The sequence below is a fragment of the Sphingopyxis chilensis genome (assembly GCF_035930445.1).
GTDB classification, from domain to species: Bacteria; Pseudomonadota; Alphaproteobacteria; order Sphingomonadales; family Sphingomonadaceae; genus Sphingopyxis; species Sphingopyxis chilensis.
In genome coordinates, this window is the sequence record NZ_CP142394.1 from 240,558 (window position 1) to 259,285 (window position 18,728).

18 protein-coding genes are annotated in these 18,728 nt (G+C 68.4%); 7 read left to right on the forward strand and 11 right to left on the reverse strand.

The annotated features are described in order from the left end of the window. Positions 1 to 48 precede the first annotated feature (48 nt). From VSX79_RS01185 to VSX79_RS01205, 5 genes are all read right to left on the reverse strand, one after another. Positions 49 to 1,047 carry a DUF2891 domain-containing protein gene (locus VSX79_RS01185; protein WP_326914172.1) on the reverse strand — a complete coding sequence of 333 codons (999 nt, stop codon included), beginning with the start codon at positions 1,045 to 1,047 and terminating at the stop codon, positions 49 to 51. A gap of 2 nt (positions 1,048 to 1,049) precedes the next feature. Then, on the reverse strand, positions 1,050 to 1,988 hold the full coding sequence (locus VSX79_RS01190; protein WP_326914173.1) for a DUF979 domain-containing protein: 939 nt from the start codon (positions 1,986 to 1,988) through the stop codon (positions 1,050 to 1,052). Continuing rightward, the gene (locus VSX79_RS01195) at positions 1,985 to 2,668 is read right to left on the reverse strand and encodes a DUF969 domain-containing protein (protein ID WP_326914174.1); all 684 of its coding nucleotides are present in this window, start codon (positions 2,666 to 2,668) and stop codon (positions 1,985 to 1,987) included. The genes VSX79_RS01190 and VSX79_RS01195 overlap by 4 nt, the downstream gene beginning before the upstream one ends. 112 nt (positions 2,669 to 2,780) lie before the next feature. Then, positions 2,781 to 6,386: a hydantoinase B/oxoprolinase family protein gene (locus VSX79_RS01200; RefSeq protein WP_326914175.1), complete on the reverse strand. Its 3,606-nt coding sequence runs from the start codon at positions 6,384 to 6,386 to the stop codon at positions 2,781 to 2,783. Continuing rightward, complete coding sequence (locus VSX79_RS01205) at positions 6,370 to 8,022, reverse strand: CHASE domain-containing protein (RefSeq protein WP_326914176.1); 1,653 nt, start codon at positions 8,020 to 8,022, stop codon at positions 6,370 to 6,372. Before VSX79_RS01205 ends, VSX79_RS01200 begins: the two co-directional genes overlap by 17 nt. A 169-nt stretch (positions 8,023 to 8,191) precedes the next feature. Between VSX79_RS01205 and VSX79_RS01210 the strand changes: the two genes are divergently transcribed. Then, positions 8,192 to 8,842 carry a glutathione S-transferase family protein gene (locus tag VSX79_RS01210; RefSeq protein WP_326914177.1) on the forward strand — a complete coding sequence of 217 codons (651 nt, stop codon included), beginning with the start codon at positions 8,192 to 8,194 and terminating at the stop codon, positions 8,840 to 8,842. A gap of 25 nt (positions 8,843 to 8,867) precedes the next feature. Here VSX79_RS01210 and VSX79_RS01215 read toward each other — a convergent pair whose 3' ends face one another. Then, the gene (locus tag VSX79_RS01215; RefSeq protein ID WP_326914178.1) at positions 8,868 to 9,827 is read right to left on the reverse strand and encodes a YVTN family beta-propeller repeat protein; all 960 of its coding nucleotides are present in this window, start codon (positions 9,825 to 9,827) and stop codon (positions 8,868 to 8,870) included. Between the two features lie 172 nt (positions 9,828 to 9,999). On the opposite strand from VSX79_RS01215, the gene VSX79_RS01220 reads away from it, so the two are divergent. The 5 genes from VSX79_RS01220 to VSX79_RS01240 all read left to right on the forward strand — a co-directional run bounded on the left by VSX79_RS01220 (position 10,000) and on the right by VSX79_RS01240 (position 15,856). Further along, on the forward strand, positions 10,000 to 10,146 hold the full coding sequence (locus tag VSX79_RS01220; protein WP_179498568.1) for a hypothetical protein: 147 nt from the start codon (positions 10,000 to 10,002) through the stop codon (positions 10,144 to 10,146). A 54-nt stretch (positions 10,147 to 10,200) separates the two neighbouring features. Continuing rightward, on the forward strand, positions 10,201 to 11,208 hold the full coding sequence (locus VSX79_RS01225; protein ID WP_326914179.1) for a HEAT repeat domain-containing protein: 1,008 nt from the start codon (positions 10,201 to 10,203) through the stop codon (positions 11,206 to 11,208). Then, entirely contained in the window at positions 11,199 to 12,104 is a 906-nt protein-coding gene (locus VSX79_RS01230; protein WP_326914180.1) for a transposase, read from the forward strand. Before VSX79_RS01225 ends, VSX79_RS01230 begins: the two co-directional genes overlap by 10 nt. Before the next feature lie 31 nt (positions 12,105 to 12,135). After that, on the forward strand, positions 12,136 to 13,959 hold the full coding sequence (gene lepA, locus VSX79_RS01235) for a translation elongation factor 4 (protein ID WP_326914181.1): 1,824 nt from the start codon (positions 12,136 to 12,138) through the stop codon (positions 13,957 to 13,959). Between the two features lie 127 nt (positions 13,960 to 14,086). Beyond that, entirely contained in the window at positions 14,087 to 15,856 is a 1,770-nt protein-coding gene (locus tag VSX79_RS01240) for a tetratricopeptide repeat protein (RefSeq protein ID WP_326914182.1), read from the forward strand. Between the two features lie 12 nt (positions 15,857 to 15,868). Here VSX79_RS01240 and VSX79_RS01245 read toward each other — a convergent pair whose 3' ends face one another. Beyond that, a complete protein-coding gene (locus tag VSX79_RS01245) occupies positions 15,869 to 16,210 on the reverse strand; it encodes a helix-turn-helix domain-containing protein (RefSeq protein ID WP_179498578.1) in 342 nt (113 codons plus the stop codon). Between the two features lie 166 nt (positions 16,211 to 16,376). Between VSX79_RS01245 and VSX79_RS01250 the strand changes: the two genes are divergently transcribed. After that, positions 16,377 to 17,018, forward strand: coding sequence for a GNAT family N-acetyltransferase (locus tag VSX79_RS01250; protein ID WP_326914183.1), 642 nt, complete (start codon positions 16,377 to 16,379; stop codon positions 17,016 to 17,018). A gap of 214 nt (positions 17,019 to 17,232) precedes the next feature. Here the strand turns inward: VSX79_RS01250 and VSX79_RS01255 are convergent, their stop codons facing one another. The 4 genes from VSX79_RS01255 to VSX79_RS01270 form a co-directional block, all read right to left on the reverse strand. After that, positions 17,233 to 17,508 carry a hypothetical protein gene (locus VSX79_RS01255; protein ID WP_179498582.1) on the reverse strand — a complete coding sequence of 92 codons (276 nt, stop codon included), beginning with the start codon at positions 17,506 to 17,508 and terminating at the stop codon, positions 17,233 to 17,235. A 111-nt stretch (positions 17,509 to 17,619) separates the two neighbouring features. Next, positions 17,620 to 17,826: a hypothetical protein gene (locus VSX79_RS01260; RefSeq protein WP_179498584.1), complete on the reverse strand. Its 207-nt coding sequence runs from the start codon at positions 17,824 to 17,826 to the stop codon at positions 17,620 to 17,622. A gap of 106 nt (positions 17,827 to 17,932) precedes the next feature. Next, on the reverse strand, positions 17,933 to 18,232 hold the full coding sequence (gene sciP / locus VSX79_RS01265) for a CtrA inhibitor SciP (RefSeq protein ID WP_179498586.1): 300 nt from the start codon (positions 18,230 to 18,232) through the stop codon (positions 17,933 to 17,935). A gap of 3 nt (positions 18,233 to 18,235) precedes the next feature. Next, positions 18,236 to 18,616, reverse strand: coding sequence for a hypothetical protein (locus VSX79_RS01270; protein ID WP_179498588.1), 381 nt, complete (start codon positions 18,614 to 18,616; stop codon positions 18,236 to 18,238). Positions 18,617 to 18,728: the final 112 nt, after the last annotated feature.

The following is an 18,728-nucleotide window of genomic DNA, read 5'->3' on the forward strand; positions in this document are numbered from 1 at the left end:
CCGGCCTCTCCCCCTTCGCGCCGTCTGTTGCCGCGAGCGCGGGGCTTGTCAATCGGCGAGGCCGTCGAGTGCGAGCAAGGCGAAGCTCGCGAGCCAGTGCTCGCCCATATAGTCGCCGGTGACGTGGGGCAGCGCGGCGGCGAGGTGGCGCTGGGCGGCGGCTTCGGCGACGGGGGCGACGGGGTGCGCGGGGCCGAGCGCCGATGCGATGGCGCGCCAGCTCCACGCGCGGCTGAGGTTGAGACCGTCGAGGTGCGCGATCTTGCCATCGCTGCGGTCGGAGACGGTGGCGGGGGTGAAGAGGGTCGCGGGCTGCTGCTGTGCGGCGCGGGGGAGGAAGGCGTCGAACCAGCGGGGGAAGTCGTCGCCGAGGACGATCGCCATCAGATGCGCCTCGGTGAGCGCGGAGGAGAGGAATTCGTCGCCGCCGGGCTCCCACGCCTGACAGTCGCGGTCACCGGCGAACCAGTCGCGGGCGCGGGCGTCGATGAGCGCGACGAGCGCGGGGTCGCGGGGCTCGGCCCAGTGGCGCGCGAGGAGGAGGGCGAAGGCGATGTTGAAATGGGTGCCGACGCGCAAGGGATAGGTGAGCTTCGGCAGGAAGGCGTGGAAACGCTGGGCAAAGGCGGCGGCGAGGGGTTCGAGCGCGGCGGCCCAGGGGGCGTTATGGCGTTCGGTCTCGGCATGGAGCGCGAGCAGCCAGGCCCAGCCATAGGGGCGCTCGAAGGCGGCCGAGTAAGGACGATCGAGGAAGGCGCGTTCGCCCGCGACCTTTTCGGGGACGAGCATTTCGTCGGCGCGGGCGCCGATGTCGGCGGCGATGGCGAGATCGGGGAAGCGGCGCGCGAGGCGCAATATCTGCCACCAGCCGTGGACGCAGCTGTGCCAGTCGAAACTGCCGTGGAAGATCGGGTGATGCTCGCGCGGAGGTTTGGCGTCCTCGGGGCCGGTGAGGACGAGGTCCATCTTGTACGGATATTCGCGGCCGAGGTGGGCGAGGGTCGCGGTTGCGAAACGGGCGGCGTGGTTGGGGGTGAGGGTGGTCATGGTCAGAAAGCGAACAGCCAGATGAAGACGATGTTCACCGCGAGCAGCGGGACCGCGGTGCCGATCTGCGCCTTGATCACGCCATAGGGGTTCTTGAGTTCGAGCAAGGCCGCGGGGACGAGGTTGAAGTTCGCCGCCATCGGGGTCATCAGCGTGCCGCAGAAGCCCGCGAGCATTCCGATCGCCGCGACCACCGCGGGATCGCCGTCGTACTGCTTGATAAGCAAGGGCATGCCGACCGCGGCGAGCATCACCGGGAAGGCGGCGAAGGCGTTGCCCATGACCATCGTGAACAGCGCCATGCCAAGCCCGAAGGCAAGCGTCGCGCCGAACAGGCTGCCTTCGGGGATTGTCGTGCCGATGAGGCCGCCGACGACTTCGCCGACGCCGGCCAACGCGAACACCGCGCCGAGGCTGGCGAGCATCTGCGGCAGGATCGCCGCCCAGCCGACCGCGTCGAGCAGGCGGCGGCCCTGCTGAAGCGGGAGCAAAGGCGGCGGTTTGAGGCGCGCCATGCCGACGGCAAGCGCGATGAGCACGCCGATGGCGAGCGAGATGAGCGTCGCCTGTTTGGGATCGGCGAGGCCGGGCACCCATTTGAAGAGGAACGTGCCCGCGAGCGCGACCGCCGGGATGATGAGGGCGACGAGAAGCAGGAAGGGGCCGTGCTGCGCGGCGCGCGCCGCCTGTACGTCGGGCGCGACGTCGCCGCCGGGGGCGCGGCCGATCTGTCCCGTGCCGGCGATCGCGACGAGCGCGAGGACGAGGCAGCCATTGCCGAAATCGCCGAGATGGTCGCCGCCAAGCATCGACAGCGCGAGCAGGCCCCAGAAGATGCCGTTGCCGAAGCGTTTGGGATTGCTGCGGTCGAGAAGGCCAAGGACCGCGAACAGCGCGAAGGTGAGCCCTGCGAGGACATAGACGAAGCCGAGCGTGATCATGCGCCCGCCTCCTGTCCCATGGCCTTTTGCGCCATCCGTTTTTCGAGACGGCGGAGGCGGAGGCCGTGGATGAGGAAGGCGGCGATCGCGGTCGGGATCGCCCAGAGCGAGAAGTGCAGCGGTTCGATGACATAGCCATAGCCTTCGAGCACGCCCTTCATCAGCAGGATCGAGCCGATCGCGAGGAAGATATCCTCGCCGAAGAAGAGGCCGACATTGTCGGTCGCGGCGGCGAAGGCCTTGACCTCCTCGCGCTGGTCGGCGGTGAGTGCGTCGTTCTTGGCCTCGGCGGCGGCCTCGGCCATCGGGGCGACGAGCGGGCGCACGGTCTGGGCGTGGCCAGCGACCGAGGTGAGGCCGACCGCGGCCATCGCCTGACGGAGCAGGAGGTAGGAGGTGAGCAGGCGGCCGAGCGTCGCGCCCTTCATACGGTCGATCAGCGTGCGCGCATGCTGTTGCAGGCCATATGCTTCGAGCAGGCCGATGACCGGAAGGACGATCCAGATGATCGAGACATAGCGCGTGTCGTTGAACGCCTTGCCGAAGGCGGCGATGATCGCGGCGATATCGAGCCCCGCGGCGAGCCCGGTGGCGAGCGCCGAGGCCATGATGACGAGCAACGGATTGAAGCGGAGCAGGAAGCCCGCGATGATGATGAGGATGCCGATCAGGACGAGCATGGACTATCCCCCTTGGTCATTCCCGCGAAAGCGGGAACCCAGTTGCAACGGTAGCTCGCTGGGTTCCCGCTTTCGCGGGAATGACGACGGTTTGGGTGATGCCGATCTCAAATTAATCTCCCCCCGCCTCGCCATAACCGCCGCCGCCGGGGGTTTCGATCACGAAGGCGTCGCCTGCGTCGAGGTTCGCGCTGCCGGTTGCACCCAGTATTTCGACCGAGCCATCGGCGCGCTCGACCCAGTTGCGGCCGGGCGCGGCATCCTGGCCTCCCGCGAGACCCTTTGGCGCGATCTGGCGGCGGTTCGCGAGGATGTTTGCCGCCATCGGCTCGCGGAAACGGATGCGGCGGGTGGCGCCGTCGCCGCCGTGCCATTGGCCGGTGCCGCCCGAGCCCTGGCGGATCGAGAATTCTTCGACGATGACGGGGAAGCGCGTTTCCATAACCTCCGGGTCGGTCATCCGGCTGTTGGTCATGTGCGTCTGGATGACGCCGGTGCCGTCGAAGCCGGGACCGGCGCCCGAGCCGCCGGCGATCGTTTCATAATATTGGTAAGCGGCATTGCCGAAGGTGAAGTTGTTCATCGTCCCCTGCGCGGGCGCCATCGCGCCGAAGGCGGCGAAGAGTGCGTCGGTGATAACCTGGCTCGTCTCGACATTGCCCGCGACGACCGCGGCGGGATAGGTGGGGGACAGCATTGAATCGGGCGGGACGATCAGCGTGACGGGGGCGAGGCAGCCCTCGTTCATCGGGATCGGATCGTCGAGCATCGTGCGCAGGACATAGAGGACGGCAGCGCGGACGACCGGCATCGGGGCGTTGAAATTGTCGGGGAGGGTGGCGCTGGATCCGGTGAAGTCGATGGTGACGTGGCGGGCCTTGCGGTCGACTTTGACGGCGACGACAACCTCGGCGCCATTGTCCATCGCGTAGCGGAAGGCGCCGTCGTCGAGGCGCGCGATGAGCTGGCGGACGGCCGCCTCGGCCTGCCGCTGGCCGTGCGCCATATAGGCGGCGACGGTCGCGGCGCCATGCGTTGCCGAGAGGTCTGCGAGCGCGCTCGCGCCGCGCTGGCACGCGGCGACCTGGGCCTTCAGATCGGCGATGTTGAGCGCGGGGTTGCGCGCAGGCCAGTCGCCGGCGGTGAGGTGGGCGTGGACTTTAGCGTCGCGGAAATGGCCGTCGTCGACGAGGAGGAAATTGTCGAACAGGATGCCTTCGTCTTCGATGCTCTTGCTGTCGGGGGGCATCGAGCCGGGGGCGATGCCCCCGAGGTCGGCGTGGTGGCCGCGCGCGGCGACGAAGAAGGCGGGGGCGCTCGCGTCGCCAACGAACACCGGCATGATGACGGTGATGTCGGGGAGGTGGGTGCCGCCGTCATAGGGAGCGTTGAGCGCATAGGCGTCGCCGCGCCGGATGCCGCGGTCGTCTTTGGCGCGCTGGCGCAGGATGGTACGCACGCTTTCGCCCATCGAGCCGAGGTGGACGGGCATGTGCGGCGCGTTGGCGACGAGGCGCCCTTCGCCGTCGAAGATCGCGCACGAGAAGTCGAGCCGCTCGCGGATGTTGATCGACGAGGCGCTGTGCTGGAGCGCGCCGCCCATTTCCTCGGCGATCGCCATGAACAGGCTGTTGAAGATTTCGAGGCGGATCGGGTCGGGTTGCGTGAGGTCGTCGATTGCGGCGGCGTGCGTTTCGGCCGCGCGAGTGCGGGCGAGGAGCAATGTGCCCTCGCTCTGGACCTCGGCGCGCCAGCCGGGTTCGACGATGGTGGTCGACAGCGCGTCGATGATGATTGCCGGGCCGGCGACGGTGCGGCCGGGGGCGAGGGCGCTGCGCTGGTGGAGGGGGACGGTGTGCGAGGCGCCGGCTAGCCAGGCGGTGACGGTTTCGGGTAGGGTTTCGGACGTCGCAGACGGCGTGGGCAGCGCGGCGGCCGCATCGCCCGCCTCGGTCAGCTCGACGCGGATGCGGTCGACGACGAGGTTGGCGTGCGGGGCGTAGCCGAAGCGTTGGCGGAAGGCGGCGGCGAAGGCCGATGCGACCTCGGCGGGCGGGGCGAGGGGGAGTTCGATCGCATTGTCGCTGTCGGCGAGGCGGACGAATAGCAGGGTTTCGCGGCTGGTTTCGGCGTCGGGCGACAGGTCGGCGCGCGCGTGGGCGGCGAGTTCGGCTTCGACGTCGGCGAGCGTGGCGGTGCAATCGCCGTCGAGCGTGAGGCCGAGCGTGCGCTCGCGGATCGCCGAGGGACGCGCGAGGCCCATGCCATAGGCCGAGAGCACCCCCGCGAGCGGGTGGAGCAGGATTTCGTCGACCCCGAGCGCGTCGGCGACGAGGCACACATGCTGGCCCGCGGCGCCGCCGAAACCGACGAGGCTGTAGCCCTGCGACACGTCATGGCCGCGCGCGATGGTGATGCGCTTGATCGCGTTCGCCATCTGCTGGACCGCGATGCTCAGGAGGCCTTCGGCGAGCGCTTCGGGGGTGATATTGCCGACTTCGGCGGCCATGGCGGCGAATTTCCGCACGACCACATCGCGGTCGAGCGGCTGGTCGCCGTTCGGGCCGAAGAGTTGGGGGAAATGCGCGGGCTGGATCTTGCCGAGCAGGACGTTGCAGTCGGTGACGGTGAGCGGACCGCCGCGGCCATAGGCGGCGGGGCCGGGGTTCGCGCCCGCGCTTTCGGGGCCGACGAGCAGGCGCGCGCCGTCCCAGCGGCAGATCGAGCCTCCCCCTGCGGCAACCGTGTGGATGCGCAGCATCGGCGCACGGATGCGCGTGCCCGCGACGATGGTTTCATTGTCGCGTTCGAGGCGGCCGGCATAATGGCTGACGTCGGTCGAGGTGCCGCCCATGTCGAAGCCGATCAGCCGCGTCTTGCCCAAGGGCGCGGCGCTGCCGACCATGCCGACGATGCCGCCCGCGGGCCCCGAGAGGATCGCGTCGCGGCCGTGGAAGGCGGCCGCCGATGCGAGGCCGCCCGAGCTCTTCATGAATTGCGGCTGGGCGTCCCCCTCCGGCCCGCCGCCGAGCTGCGCGACGAACTGTCGGACATAATGGTGGAGGACAGGCGAGAGATAGGCGTCGGCGAGCGTCGTGTCGCCGCGGCCGATCAGCTTGATCAGCGCGCTGACGTCGTGGCTGGTCGAGATCTGGGTGAAGCCGATTTCGGCGGCGATGGCGGCGAGGCGCGCCTCGTGCGCGGGGTGGGCGTAGCCGTGCATCAGCACGATCGCGATGCTGGTGAGGCCATTGTCGCGCGCGGCTTGCAGCGCGGCGCGGGCGGCGGCTTCGTCGAGCGGCGTCAGCACATCGCCCTCGGGGCTCATGCGTTCGGCGATTTCGGCGACGGCGGCATGCGGCGGCGCGATGCGGTCGAGCCGCCGCGCGAAGAGGTCGGGGCGGTCCTGATAGCCGATGGTGAGCGCGTCGCCGAAGCCGCGCGTTATGGCGAGCAGGGTCGGTTCGCCCTTGCGTTCGAGGAGGGCATTGGTCGCGACGGTGCTCCCCATGCGGATCGCGAGGGGGGGAAGTGTGCCCTGGCCTGCGCCGGTCAGCTCGCGGATCGCACCCACCGCGGCGTCGCCGGGGCGCGCGGGGTCTTCGCTCAGATATTTGGTGGTGACGACGCCGCCGTCGGGGCTGCGCGCGACCACATCGGTGAAGGTGCCGCCGCGGTCGATCCAGATGTGCCAGCACTCGTCAGTTTGTCGGGACATTGTCCGGCCAGCGAATGACGATGGCGAGGCTGTTGTCAACCGCGGTGCGGCTCCAGCTGCCCTTCAGCTGCCGCTCGATCAGCGTGCGGATGAACTGGGTGCCGAAGCTCTCGCTTTCGATATGCGGCGTTTCGGCGAGGTCGCTTTCGACCCAGTTCAGCTCGATGTCGCCGCCGTCGCGATGCCAGCCGACCGCGAGGCGGCCCTGCCCCGCGAGCGCGCCATATTTGATGCTGTTGGTGACGAATTCGTGGACCGCGAGCGAAATCGCCTGCGCCCCCTCGTCGTCGAGGCGCACGTCGGGGCCGGCGATGGCGGCAAGCTGTTCGGCGGATACGCCCGCGAGCTCGAGTTCGCGGTGAACGATCTGGCGAAGATCGACGCTGTCGAGCGCGCCGGTGACGAGCATCTGCTTGGCATCGGACAGCGCGCGCATGCGGCCGTCGAACCTGGCCTCGAAATCCTCGAGGCTCGTCGATTCGCGCAAGGTGATGCGCGCGAGCGCGCCGATGCGCGCGAAGGCGTTCTTCATCCGGTGCGCCATCTCGCCGATCATCAGCTCGCGGTCGGCGGCGCGCAGCGCCTGTTCGTCGGCGAGCGCCTGGAAGGCGCCGACGCGGCGTTGCTGGAGGCGGTGGAGCTGCATCGCGAGCAGCATGATCGCGAAGCCGAAGAGGAAGATGGCGAACGGCCGCCCGATCCGCTCGAGCAGCCGGCCGTAGGATATGCGCATCGTCCATTGGCGGTCGGCGATACGCAGCTTCTGTTCGTGCGTGTCCCAGCCCATCGTGCCGTGGCGGAAGATGAGCGGCGCCGAAGGGCCCTCGCCGGCGTAGATTTCGAGCCCCTCGATCGCGTCGAGCTGCGGCCCGAGCACCGCGGCCATCAGGTCGCGGATGCGGAAGGGGGCATAGACGAACGCCTCGATCGGCCGCGCGTTCGGCGCGGTGGCGAAGACCGCGGGCGGCTGCGGCGGCGGTTCGTCGGCGCGTTCCGCCGCGCGGGGCGCGGCGCGGCCGGCATAGATGGGGACATAGATCAGGAAACCGGGCTGCCGCGTCGAAACGCCCTGTTCCTGGACGAGCTCGACGATGCCGCTCGCCGCCGGCTGGCCGGTCTGCCACGCGCGGCGCATCGCCTCGCGCCGGACCCGCTCGCTGTACATGTCATAGCCGAGCGCGCTGTTGCGGCGCGGCGTATAGGGTTCGACGAGCACGATCGGAAAGCCGATCGGCTGGCTGGTCGCGGGCCAGACGCGAATGTCGCGCCCGTAATTCTGGCGCAGCAGCGCCTCCGCCGCCGCGGGGGTGCCCTGCCGCATCGCCACCGCGATGCCGATCCCCTCCATCCCCGGCGCGTGCACCTGCGGCCGCAGCGACGCGAGATAGGCGCGGATGCCGGGCCCGCTCGACTGGCTGTCCGATTGATAGAGGGCGCGCACGCCTTCGAGCACCGCGATATGATCGCGCAGCCGCATGTTGACCTGCATCGCGACGCGGTCGGCGCGGTCGGCCTCTTCGCCGCGATTATAGAGAAAGCTCGCCCCCGCCGCGAGCAGCGTGGCGATCAGTATGACAAGACCCACGAAGCGGGCGGAAAGCGCCAGCAGCCGATCTGCCCACAACGAAGGGCGCATGTATTCATCCTGCCTGATGGCTGCCGCGGCAGCGCCCCCCTCTGATCCCGGATGTTCCATGCCGCGCCGCCGATGGCAAGTTTATTTCGTGCCCATGCGGCAGCGATGCGCGGGTTGCGATCCGCAACCTTTCGCATATGGTCGGGTCGAATCTGGGAAAGGATGTACAATGATCATTTACGGGTCGGTGGTATCGCCGTTCGTGCGCAAATTGCTCGGTTATCTGGGCGAGAAGGGGATCGAGTTCGAACTGAAGGGGGTCGGCATCGGCGACCCCGATCCGGGGTTCCGCGCGGCGTCGCCGCTCGGCAAGATGCCCGCGATGGACGACGACGGCTTCCTGCTCGCCGATTCGAGCGCGATCATCCAATATATCGAGGCGAAGCACCCCGAACCTGCGCTGATCCCCGCCGACCCGCAGCAGCGCGGGCGGGTGATCTGGTGGGAGGAATTCGCCGACACGGTGTTCGCGGCGTGCAGCGGCAAGATATTCTTCAACCGCATCGTCGCGCCCAAATTCCTGGGGCGCGAGGGCGATCTGGCCGCGGCGACAGCCGCCGAGAGCGAGGAATTGCCGAAGCTGCTCGCCTATCTGGAAAGCGCGATTCCCGCGTCGGGTTTCCTCGTCGGCGACCGGCTGACGCTCGCCGACCTGGCGGTCGCGTCGCCGCTGATGAATTTCCGCCACTGCGGCGCGGGCATCGATGCGGCGGTGCACCCGAAGATCGCGGCATGGAGCGAGGCGATCCTGTCGCGGCCGAGCATGGCGCCGTGGATCGCCAAGGAAGAACGGATGATCGCGAAGGTGCTGGCGGGGTAAGCGGCCGCTCCCCATCCCGACCCGCCTAGGGCGCGATCGCCAGTCCGTCGCCATTCTTCCCCGCCGCGATCCGGCGCAGCACTTCGCCGCTCGCGACGTCGATCTCGGCGATCTTGTCGTGCCCCGTCTCGGCGGCATAGAGCCGCTTCGAATCGGGGCTGAACAGCAAGGTCACCTGTCCCTTCGCCGCTTCGCCCGACACTGTGATCGTCTTCAGCGGCGCGCGCGTTTCGGCGTCGAACAGGCTGATCGTGCCCGATGCGATGTTGCTCGTCGCGACAAGCTTGCCGTCGGGGCTCGCGAGCACGCGGATCGCGACCGGATCGACCGGCTGCTCGGCGACCTTCTCGCCGGTCGCGGTATTCCAGATCGACACGCGCGGCGCGTCCAAATCGCCGACCCACAGCTCGCGCCCGCCCTTTGTCAGCGCCAGCCCCTCGGGCTTGCCGCCGACCGCCAGGTCGCGCAGCTTCCGGCCTTCGGCGAGGTCGAGCACGCTCACCGTCCCCGCCGCGATATTGGCGGTGTAGGCGGTGCGATTGTCCGGGGCGACGACGACCATGTGCGTGCCCTCCTGCCCGGTGGGGATCGAGGTGAGCTTGCCGTCGGGCGCCACCACCGCGACCGAAGTGCTGCCCTCTGCCGTCGCGACGAGCCGCCCGTCGGCGAGCCACAGCAGCCCGTGCGGCCGGCGGTTGGGGCTGAGGTCGATCGTCCGGAGCTTCGTTCGCGTCGCGACGTCGAACACATCGATCGTCGTCCCGCCATAGGCGACCACCGCCGCCTGTTTGCCGTCGGGCGAGACCGCGATCTCGTGCGGCATCGGGCCCGTCGGCAACCGCGCGAGTTCCGCGCCGCTGTCCAGCGCGATGACGCTGAGCGTGTTTTCGCCCTTGTTGCCGACGAGCAGCGTTTCGGCGGCCGCGGGAGCCGCGACGAGGACGCCGGAAAGGGCGGAGAGGGCGGCGATGACGGCACGGCGCATGGGCAATCTCCCGGTGGTGATGGCGCATCCTACCCCGCGCCGCCGTCGCGGCAACCGCGCTTCGACCGGCGACATAGACGAATTAAGCAAAGTTAACTCGGCGTTCGGCGCGCGCGCACCTAGCCCTTCCCACGGCGGCAGGTCGCGCCGCCTGTCAGACAGGAGGGGGATTATGGAATTGCCACCCGTTGATATCGCCGCGCTGCCGTTGCTCGACACCGCGGTCGGGCTGTTCGGGTCGCTGGTCGGCGAAAGCGCGACGTCGGGACCATCGGTCTTCGAGATCGCGGTCACCATCGCGCTGATCGTCCACGACTGATCGCGGGCGGGGCCGGGCGGCGGGTTCGCCCGCTCGCCCGGCCCCGCGTTTCGCATGACCGCCGCGCGCTCGCGTCACGACCATTTCCCTCGCGAAGACGGCGCGCGCCGCCGCCGTATCCGCGAAAGCGTCGCCGCCGCCGACGCGGCATGGCGCACCGCCGACAAGGCGCCCGGCGGCCTGCTCGCCGCGATCGACGCGGCCCGGGACGCCGTCCCCGACATCGCGCTCGCGCGGCTCCTGCCGTGGCTGGACGACATGGCGTGGCTGCAAGCGCGGCTGGACGACGCGCTCGCGCTGCTCGCCGCCGATCCCTTCGCGCGACCCCCGCTGCGGCTCGTGGGCGGCGGGGAAGGCGGCGCGGGCGGACTCGTCCTCGCCGATCGCGGCGGCGTTCGCCTCACGCTGCTCGTCCGTCCGGCGGGGAGCTGCGCCGCGGCGCCCGCCAGCGCCGTCTTCGTCCCCGGCCGCGCCGCGATCCGCATTCTGGCGAGCGGCGGCGCATCGCTCATCGCGCACCATGTCGCGGTCGGCGGCGCCGAGGAAGCGGGCGGCTTCACCGCGTCGGCCGCCGCACCGTGCCGCAGCGAGCCGCCGCGCCCCTTGCGCACCGGCGAGCTCATCCGCCTCGATACCGCGCGGCAAAGCTACAGCCTGATCGGCGCGCGCCGCGACATATTGCTGCTCGAACTCGCGGTCCAGCCGCCGTCGCCGCTGCCGATCCGTGCCTATGACGTCGCGAGCGGCCGTCTCGCGCATGTCAGCGCGTCGCGCCGCGACAGCAGCTTTCGTGGGGTCGCGCTGACGCTGCTCCGTCACCTCGGCCGCACCGGCGCGGCGCCGCTTTTCGTCGCCGAAGCCCAAAGCGAAGATTTCGCCGCGCGCTGGCACGCGCTGCGCGAGCTGGTCGCGCTCGATCCCGCCGCCGCGCGCCCGCATCTTGCCGCGATGGCGGCGGGCGATCCGCATCCCGAGGTGCGCCAGGCGGCGCAAGCGACGCTGGCGTTCCTTTCATCCCCGCCCGCAAGCGCGAGGGGAGCAGGAGAATCCCCATGCCCGTGACCATCGACCCGCCGGCCGGCTCCGCGCTCGACCTTGCCGAAGTCGCGGCGCGGCTCGACGAAAGCGGGGTCGACCTGACGCAAGAGGACACTATCGCGCGGTGCGCCGCGCTGCTCGCCGGGCTCCAGCGCAACCGCGACTTCCTCGCAACCCGGGTCATCGCCGCGCTTCAGGCGAGTTACGCCGACCAGCTCGAAATCAACCGCTATTCGGCGCAGGTCTTCCTTCTCCACCGCAGCCCGCGCGGCTTTTACCTGCGCGCCAACCTCTGGCCCGCCGCGACCGACGCCGTCTATGCCGCGAGCGGCCCCGCGGCCTTTTCCTACGGCGTCCCGCACGACCATAATTTCAGCTTTCTGACCGCCGGCTATTTCGGCCCCGGCTATGTCAGCGACTATTATGACCATGACCCCGAGGCGATCGACGGCCGCCTCGGCGAGCCGCTGGACCTGCGCTTCGTCGAGCGCAGCACCCTCATCGAAGGCAGGATGCTACTCTACCGCGCGCACCGCGACATCCACCGCCAGCTCCCGCCCGAAAGCCTGTCACTCAGCCTCAACATCATGGACGAGGGCGAGCATGTCCCCTGGCGCGACCAATATATCGTCGATCTCGGGCAGAAAACCGACGAGCGCGGCACGATCGCGCGGCGCCCGACGCTGACCAGCGGCGAAATGCTGCTGCGCTGCGCGGTGCATCTGACCGGGAATGGCAGGGACATTGCCGAACAATTCGCGAGAGCGCACCCGGTGCCGAGGGTGCGCGCGAATGCGATCGCGGCGCTGGCGGCGGTTGTGGTCGATCCGGGGGGCGTTCTCGAACGCGGGATGGCCGATGCAGACGCGCGGGTGCGCGATGATTGCGCGCGTTGGCTGGCCGATGGTCAAGCCTGCTGACAGCGCGGCTTTCCGCTGCTAACGGCGCCCGATGACGACTCCCCTTTCGCATATTCGCAATTTTTCGATCATCGCGCACATCGACCATGGCAAGTCGACGCTCGCCGACCGGCTGATCCAGTTCACCGGCGGGCTGACCGCGCGCGAGATGTCGGCGCAAGTCCTTGATAATATGGACATCGAGAAGGAGCGCGGGATCACGATCAAGGCGCAGACGGTGCGCCTGAAATACAAGGCGCACGACGGCGAAACCTATCAGCTGAACCTGATGGACACGCCCGGTCACGTCGACTTCGCCTATGAAGTGTCGCGCAGCCTCGCGGCGTGCGAGGGCGCATTGCTCGTCGTCGATGCGGCGCAGGGGGTCGAGGCGCAGACGCTCGCCAACGTCTATCAGTCGATCGAGCATGATCACGAGATCGTGCCGGTGATCAACAAGATCGACCTGCCCGCGGCCGACGTCGACAAGGTGAAGGCCGAGATCGAGGACATCATCGGGCTGCCCGCCGACGACGCGGTGCTCGCGTCCGCCAAGGCGGGGATCGGCATCGAGGAAGCGCTGGAAGCGATCGTCACCAAAATTCCGCCGCCGAAGGGCGACGCCGCCGCGCCGCTCGTCGCGATGCTCGTCGACAGCTGGTACGATCCCTATCTGGGTGTTGTGATTTTGATCCGCGTGATCGACGGCGTGCTGAAAAAAGGGCAGCAGATCAAGTTCATGCAGGCGGGCACCACCCATCTGATCGACCGCGTCGGCTGTTTCACGCCCAAGCGCGAGGAGCTGACCGAGATCGGCGCCGGCGAGATCGGCTTCATCACCGCGCAGATCAAGGACGTCGCGCAGGCGCGCGTCGGCGACACGGTGACCGATGCCAAGAAACCCGCCGCGACGCCGCTGCCGGGGTTCAAGGAAGTCCAGCCGGTCGTCTTCTGCGGCCTGTTCCCGACCGACGCCAATGATTTCGAGAAATTGCGCGAGAGCATCCAGAAGCTGCGGCTGAACGATGCGAGCTTCAGCTTCGAGATGGAAAGCAGCGCCGCGCTCGGTTTCGGCTTCCGCTGCGGCTTCCTGGGGCTCCTCCACCTCGAGATCATCCAGGAGCGGCTGACCCGCGAATATGACCTCGACCTGATCACCACCGCGCCGTCGGTGGTCTACAAGCTGAAGCTGGGTCATACCAAGAATGAGGCGACGAAGGAGATCGAGCTCCACAACCCCGCCGACATGCCCGACCCCAACCGCATCGACGAGATCGAGGAGCCGTGGATCGAGGCGGTGATCTATGTCCCCGACGAATATCTGGGCCCGATCCTGAAGCTGTGCCAGGACCGCCGCGGGGTGCAGAAGAACCTCACTTATGTGGGCGGCCGCGCGCAGATCACCTATGAACTGCCGCTCAACGAAGTCGTGTTCGACTTCTATGACCGGCTGAAGAGCATCAGCCGCGGTTATGCGTCGTTCGACTATCACCAGATCGGCCATCGCCCCGGCGACCTCGTCAAGATGAGCATTCTCGTCAACAACGAGCCGGTCGACGCGCTGAGCATGATCGTCCACCGCGGCAGCGCCGAAAGCCGCGGCCGCGGCATGTGCGAGCGGCTGAAGGACCTGATCCCGCGCCACATGTTCAAGATCCCGATCCAGGCGGCGATCGGCGGCAAGGTGATCGCCCGCGAAACCATCGCCGCGCTGCGCAAGGACGTGACCGCCAAATGCTATGGCGGCGACGCGACCCGCAAGAAGAAGCTCCTCGAAAAGCAGAAAGAGGGCAAGAAGCGGATGCGCGAATATGGGAATGTGAACATTCCGCAGGAGGCGTTCATCGCCGCGCTGCGGATGGGGGATGATGCCTAGGGTCAGGGCCTGACCCTCTTTCCCCTATCGTCCGCGAAATGGGGAAAAGTCCGGGGTTTTGGGCGCCCCGGCTTTCGTGGTAAGGACGGCACGCTGCTTCGGTTCACCCTGGGGAAGGGGAATTGTCATGCGTCATCCGTTCCAGATCGCCGCGGCCCTCGGCATCGGGCTGTCGGCCGCGAGTTTCACACCGCCTGCGGGCTTTTCGGCGGCGGCGCTCGACGCGCTCGACCCGAGCCGGATCGCGAGCCTGTCGTGCGGCGCGCGGCGCGCGGGGTCGATGCTGGCGAACGAGCTGCTGATCGCGGCGGCGGTCGCGGCGCCGGCGAGCGCGGGGCGGACGATCGCGCTCTATCCCGACCTGGGGACATCGCCCTTTCCGGTGACGACGCGCGATGCACAGGCGCGGCGCTATTTCAGCCAGGGCCTGCTGATGTCCTATGGCTTCAACCATGCGGGCGCGGTGCGCTCGTTCCGCGAGGCGCAGCGGCTCGACCCCGAATGCGCGATGTGCTGGTGGGGCGAGGCGGTGGCGCTGGGGCCGAACATCAACGCGCCGATGGACGACCGCGACCGGGCGGCGGCGCTGGGTGCGATGGACCGCGCGATGGCGCTGCGCGCGGAGGCGACGCCGATGGAGCGCGCGTTGATCGAGGCGGTGGCGCTGCGCTATTCGCGCGCGGCGGAGCAGGATCGCGCGGCGCTCGACGCCGCCTATGCCGACGCGATGCTGGAGGTCGCGCGCCGTTTTCCGGGCGACGACGATGTCGCGGTGCTTGCGGCCGAGGCGGCGATGGACACGACGCCGTGGAATTATTGGGAGGCGGATAAGCGGACGCCGATCGGGCGGAGCGGCGAAGCGGTGCGGCTGGTCGAGGGCGTGCTCGCACGCAACCCCGATCATGTGCAGGCGAACCATCTCTATATCCACCTCGTCGAGGCGAGCGATCCGGCGCGCGCCGAGGCGGCGGCCGACCGACTGGCGAACCCGCTGGCGCCGAGCGCGGCGCACCTCGTCCATATGCCGGGGCATATCTATCAGCGGCGCGGGCGCCACGCCGATTCGATCCGCGTCAATGTCGCGGCGGCGCGCGCCGACGAGGCCTATATCCGCGATGCGGGCGATCAGGGGCTCGTGCGCTATGGCTATTATCCGCACAATGTCCATTTCATCGTGACCTCGGCGCAGATGGCGGGCGACCCTCGCACCGCGATCGAGGAGGCGCGGCGGCTGCGGACCTTGCTCGACCCCGACACGTCGGCGGCGATCGCGTGGATCCAGTCGATCGACGCCGCGCCTTATTTCGCGATGGCGCAGTTCGCCGAGCCGAAGGCGATCCTGGCGATGCCCGCACCCGACGCGCGGCTGCCCTATCCGGCCGCGATGCGCCATTATGCGCGGGCCGTCGCCTTTGCGCGGCTGCGCGATCGCAAGGGGTTCGACGGCGAACTGGCGGCGATGGCGACGCTGCGCACGTCGGGCGCGTTCCAGGCGATGGTCGATCAGGGCGTGCCGGGCCCCGACCTGGTGCTGCTCGCCGAAGCGGTCGCGCGCGGGCGCCTTGCCGCGGGGGAGGGGCGGTATGACGAGGCGGCCGGGCTCTATCGCCAGGCGATCGCGATCGAGGACAAGCTGCCTTATCAGGAGCCCGCCTATTGGTATTTCCCGGTCCGGCAGTCGCTCGGCGCCGCGCTGTTCCGGCAGCGGCGCTATGGCGAGGCGAGCGAGGCGTTCCGCGGCGCGCTGGCGCAGACGCCGAACAATGGCTGGGCGCTCTATGGCCTCCAGCGCAGCGAGGCGATGCAGGGCAAGCGGCTCGAGGCCGCGGCGGCGGGCAAGGCGCTGTCGAAGGCGTGGCTCGGCGACCGGCGCTGGCTGCGCATCGACCGGCTGTAGAGACGGGGCGGCCTACATTTCGATCGTGATGCGTACTTTCGACGGGGTGGTGCCCGCAGCATAAGCGATTTCGGCGCGCATCCGGCTGACGAGATCGGCGAGATGGTCGCCGCTCGGCGGAGTGTCGCGGCTCAGAAGCTCGGTCGGCGAGGTGCCGAGGAGATCGGCGAGCGCCTGAAGCCGCGCGAGCCGCGGGCGCGAGCGGCCCTGTTCCCAATAGCAGATCGAGGTCACGGTGACGCCGAGCCGGTCGGCGAGATCGGTCTTGCTATATCCCCGCGCCTGGCGCAGCCGCGCCAGCCGGTCGCCGAGCACCTCGTAGGATAGGCTGTTGTCCGGGTGGGCATGGATCACAGAGGTGCAACCTTTCGGACTTGGGGATGCAACAATAGCGAAGTTAAGCCCCAACCGCTTTCAACATTTCACCGATCGCGGCCGGGGAAATTGCTGAGGGCTTGGCGGTGCAGGCGATTGCGGTGATGACCTGTCTTGCCTATCGTCGGCGCATCGGGAGACTGCGATGACCGGCACGGACAGGCAGCGGGCGGGGAAAAGGCCGCCGCGGATCGAGGATATCGCGGTGCACAGCCGGCTGAACGACGGCACCGCGGTGTGCCTGCGCACGATCACCCCCGACGATGCCCCGCTGATCCGCGAAGGCATCGCCAGATTGTCGGCCGAGTCGCGCTATCTGCGCTTCTTTTCGCCGGCGGCGACGTTGCCCGACGCGGTCATCGACCGCCTCGTCGACGTCGATGGACACAATCATATCGCATGGGGGGCAATCTGCAGTTCATGCCCCGATCGGCCGGCGATCGGCGCCGTACATGCGGTACGGCATCGCGCCGACGGGCCGGTGGGCGAGTTCTCGGTCGCGGTGCTCGACGAATTTCACGGGCAGGGGCTCGCGCGAATGATGACGGCGGCGCTGCTCGTCCATTGCCGCGCCGAGGGGCTGGTCGAACTCGACGTGCATATGCTGTCCGAAAATGCGGCGGCGCGGCGCCTCGTCAAGGCGCTCGGCGCGACCTGGGCGGGCGAAACCGCCGGGGTGGCCGACTATCGTTTCGATGTCGCCGCAGGTCTTGACGCGTTGCGGGCGGACGCGGACGCGCCGGGCGTCCAGGATGTGCTCAAGGCGCTCGAACGGGCGAACGGCTAGTCCCTCCCGCCGCCCCGGGTCGCTTGGGACGGCGGAAGGGTGGTCCGTAAAGCGGTCGCTGAAAGCGGGTGCACGTCCCGAATCCGGTGTTAACCCTGATGGCAGGACGCGGCGGTGACGGCGATCACAGGATGGCCCGAATATATCGCGCGCAAAACAAAGGGCGCCGGAACAAACCGGCGCCCTTCGCCCTGCCCTTTAGGGAAGGCAGCCCTTATTTCGTCTGCGTGTCGCCGACGCCGCTTTCGGACGGGGCGATCTCGCCGTTGTCGTCCATCGCGTTGGCCTTTTCCTCGCCCATTTCCTCGACGACGTCAGCCTTGTTTTCCATGGCGTCCTTTGCCGCGCCTTCGGGCATGGCGTCGGCCTGATCGTCGATGGCTTCGGCCTGGGCCTCAGCCTGATCCTCGACCTTGTCGGCAGCGGGGCTCTGGCAGGCGCCGAGAGCGAGGGCCGAGGTGGCGGCGAGGGTGATGAACATCTTGCGCATATTGAGTGACTCCCAAAGTTGACTCGGGGGCTTAACGCGGGATGAACGTTTGGGTTGCAACAAAATTGTCAAGCTGTTGGGAAATAATGGGTTTTTATTGGAGCGGGGTGGTCAGGCCCCTGTTTTGACCTTCACCCACACCTGAACCGTCGCCGCGAACTTGCCCGGCGCGGGCGGCGTGACGTCGATGCGCTCGGCGGTGACCAGCTCGCCGGTCGCGAGGTTGAAGCTGGCCCACGGCTTGGGCATGCGGCCGAAGCTCATCTTCTGGATCGGCTGGCCGGTGGCGGTGTTCATGATCGTCGCGGTGATAGACATGGCGCGCCGGTAGCGGGCGCGCCCGTCACCTGTCCAGCCGCTGAGGACAAAAAAAAGAGGGCGCCCGAAGCGCCCTCCTTCATGCCTGGTCCGGTCCCGCGGCCCGTCAGAAGCGCTGTTGGCGCTCGTAAAGGTCGCGGTAGTGCTGGATGCGCGTCACGCGCAGCCCGGGCATGCCGCTGCGGTCGATCGACCGTTGCCAGCTGGCAAATTCCTCGAGGGTCAGCCCATAGCGTTCGCACGCTTCATCGACGGACAGGAGCCCGCCGTTGACGGCCGCGACGACCTCTGCCTTGCGACGCACGACCCAGCGGGTCGTCGAGGGCGGGGGCAGCGAGTCCAGCGTCAGCGGTTCGCCCAAGGGGCCGATGACCTGTGCGGGACGGATTTTCTGATTCTCGATCATGCTTCATTCCATATTTGCAACGTCGGAGGGGGGTGTGTCCGACGCTTCTTGCTCTAGAACAGAGGGATTCAACATCGGCTGAAATCCTCTGGTAAACAGGTCGTTCATAGTTTCGGGCAGGGCGTTCGCATCCTCCGACAAATCGAGAAAGCGAACGACGGACGGAGCTTTTTGTTCCGCCGAACCGCGCCTGCCGCAGAGGATGCTGCGCAGCGCATTAAGCTTTGCCGCATGGCGATCGCGCTGCGCCTGCGCCCGCAAGTGGCGCACCGTCGGCAGCGTCGCCTGACGCGTGCTGGAGACGGCCAGAATGATGTCGAAGCCGGGCTTCGACAATCGGGCCGCACCGGCGATGCGCGGAAGATCGGACGGGTCAAGGTTCATGCGACTCGTCTACGCGAGAGGAGCTAAAGTCCCGTAAATGCCTGTTTCAGCACCTGTTAGCGAAGCTTAACCCGCGTCAATATCTTGACAGGGTGCGCGGAAAAGCTGGCAT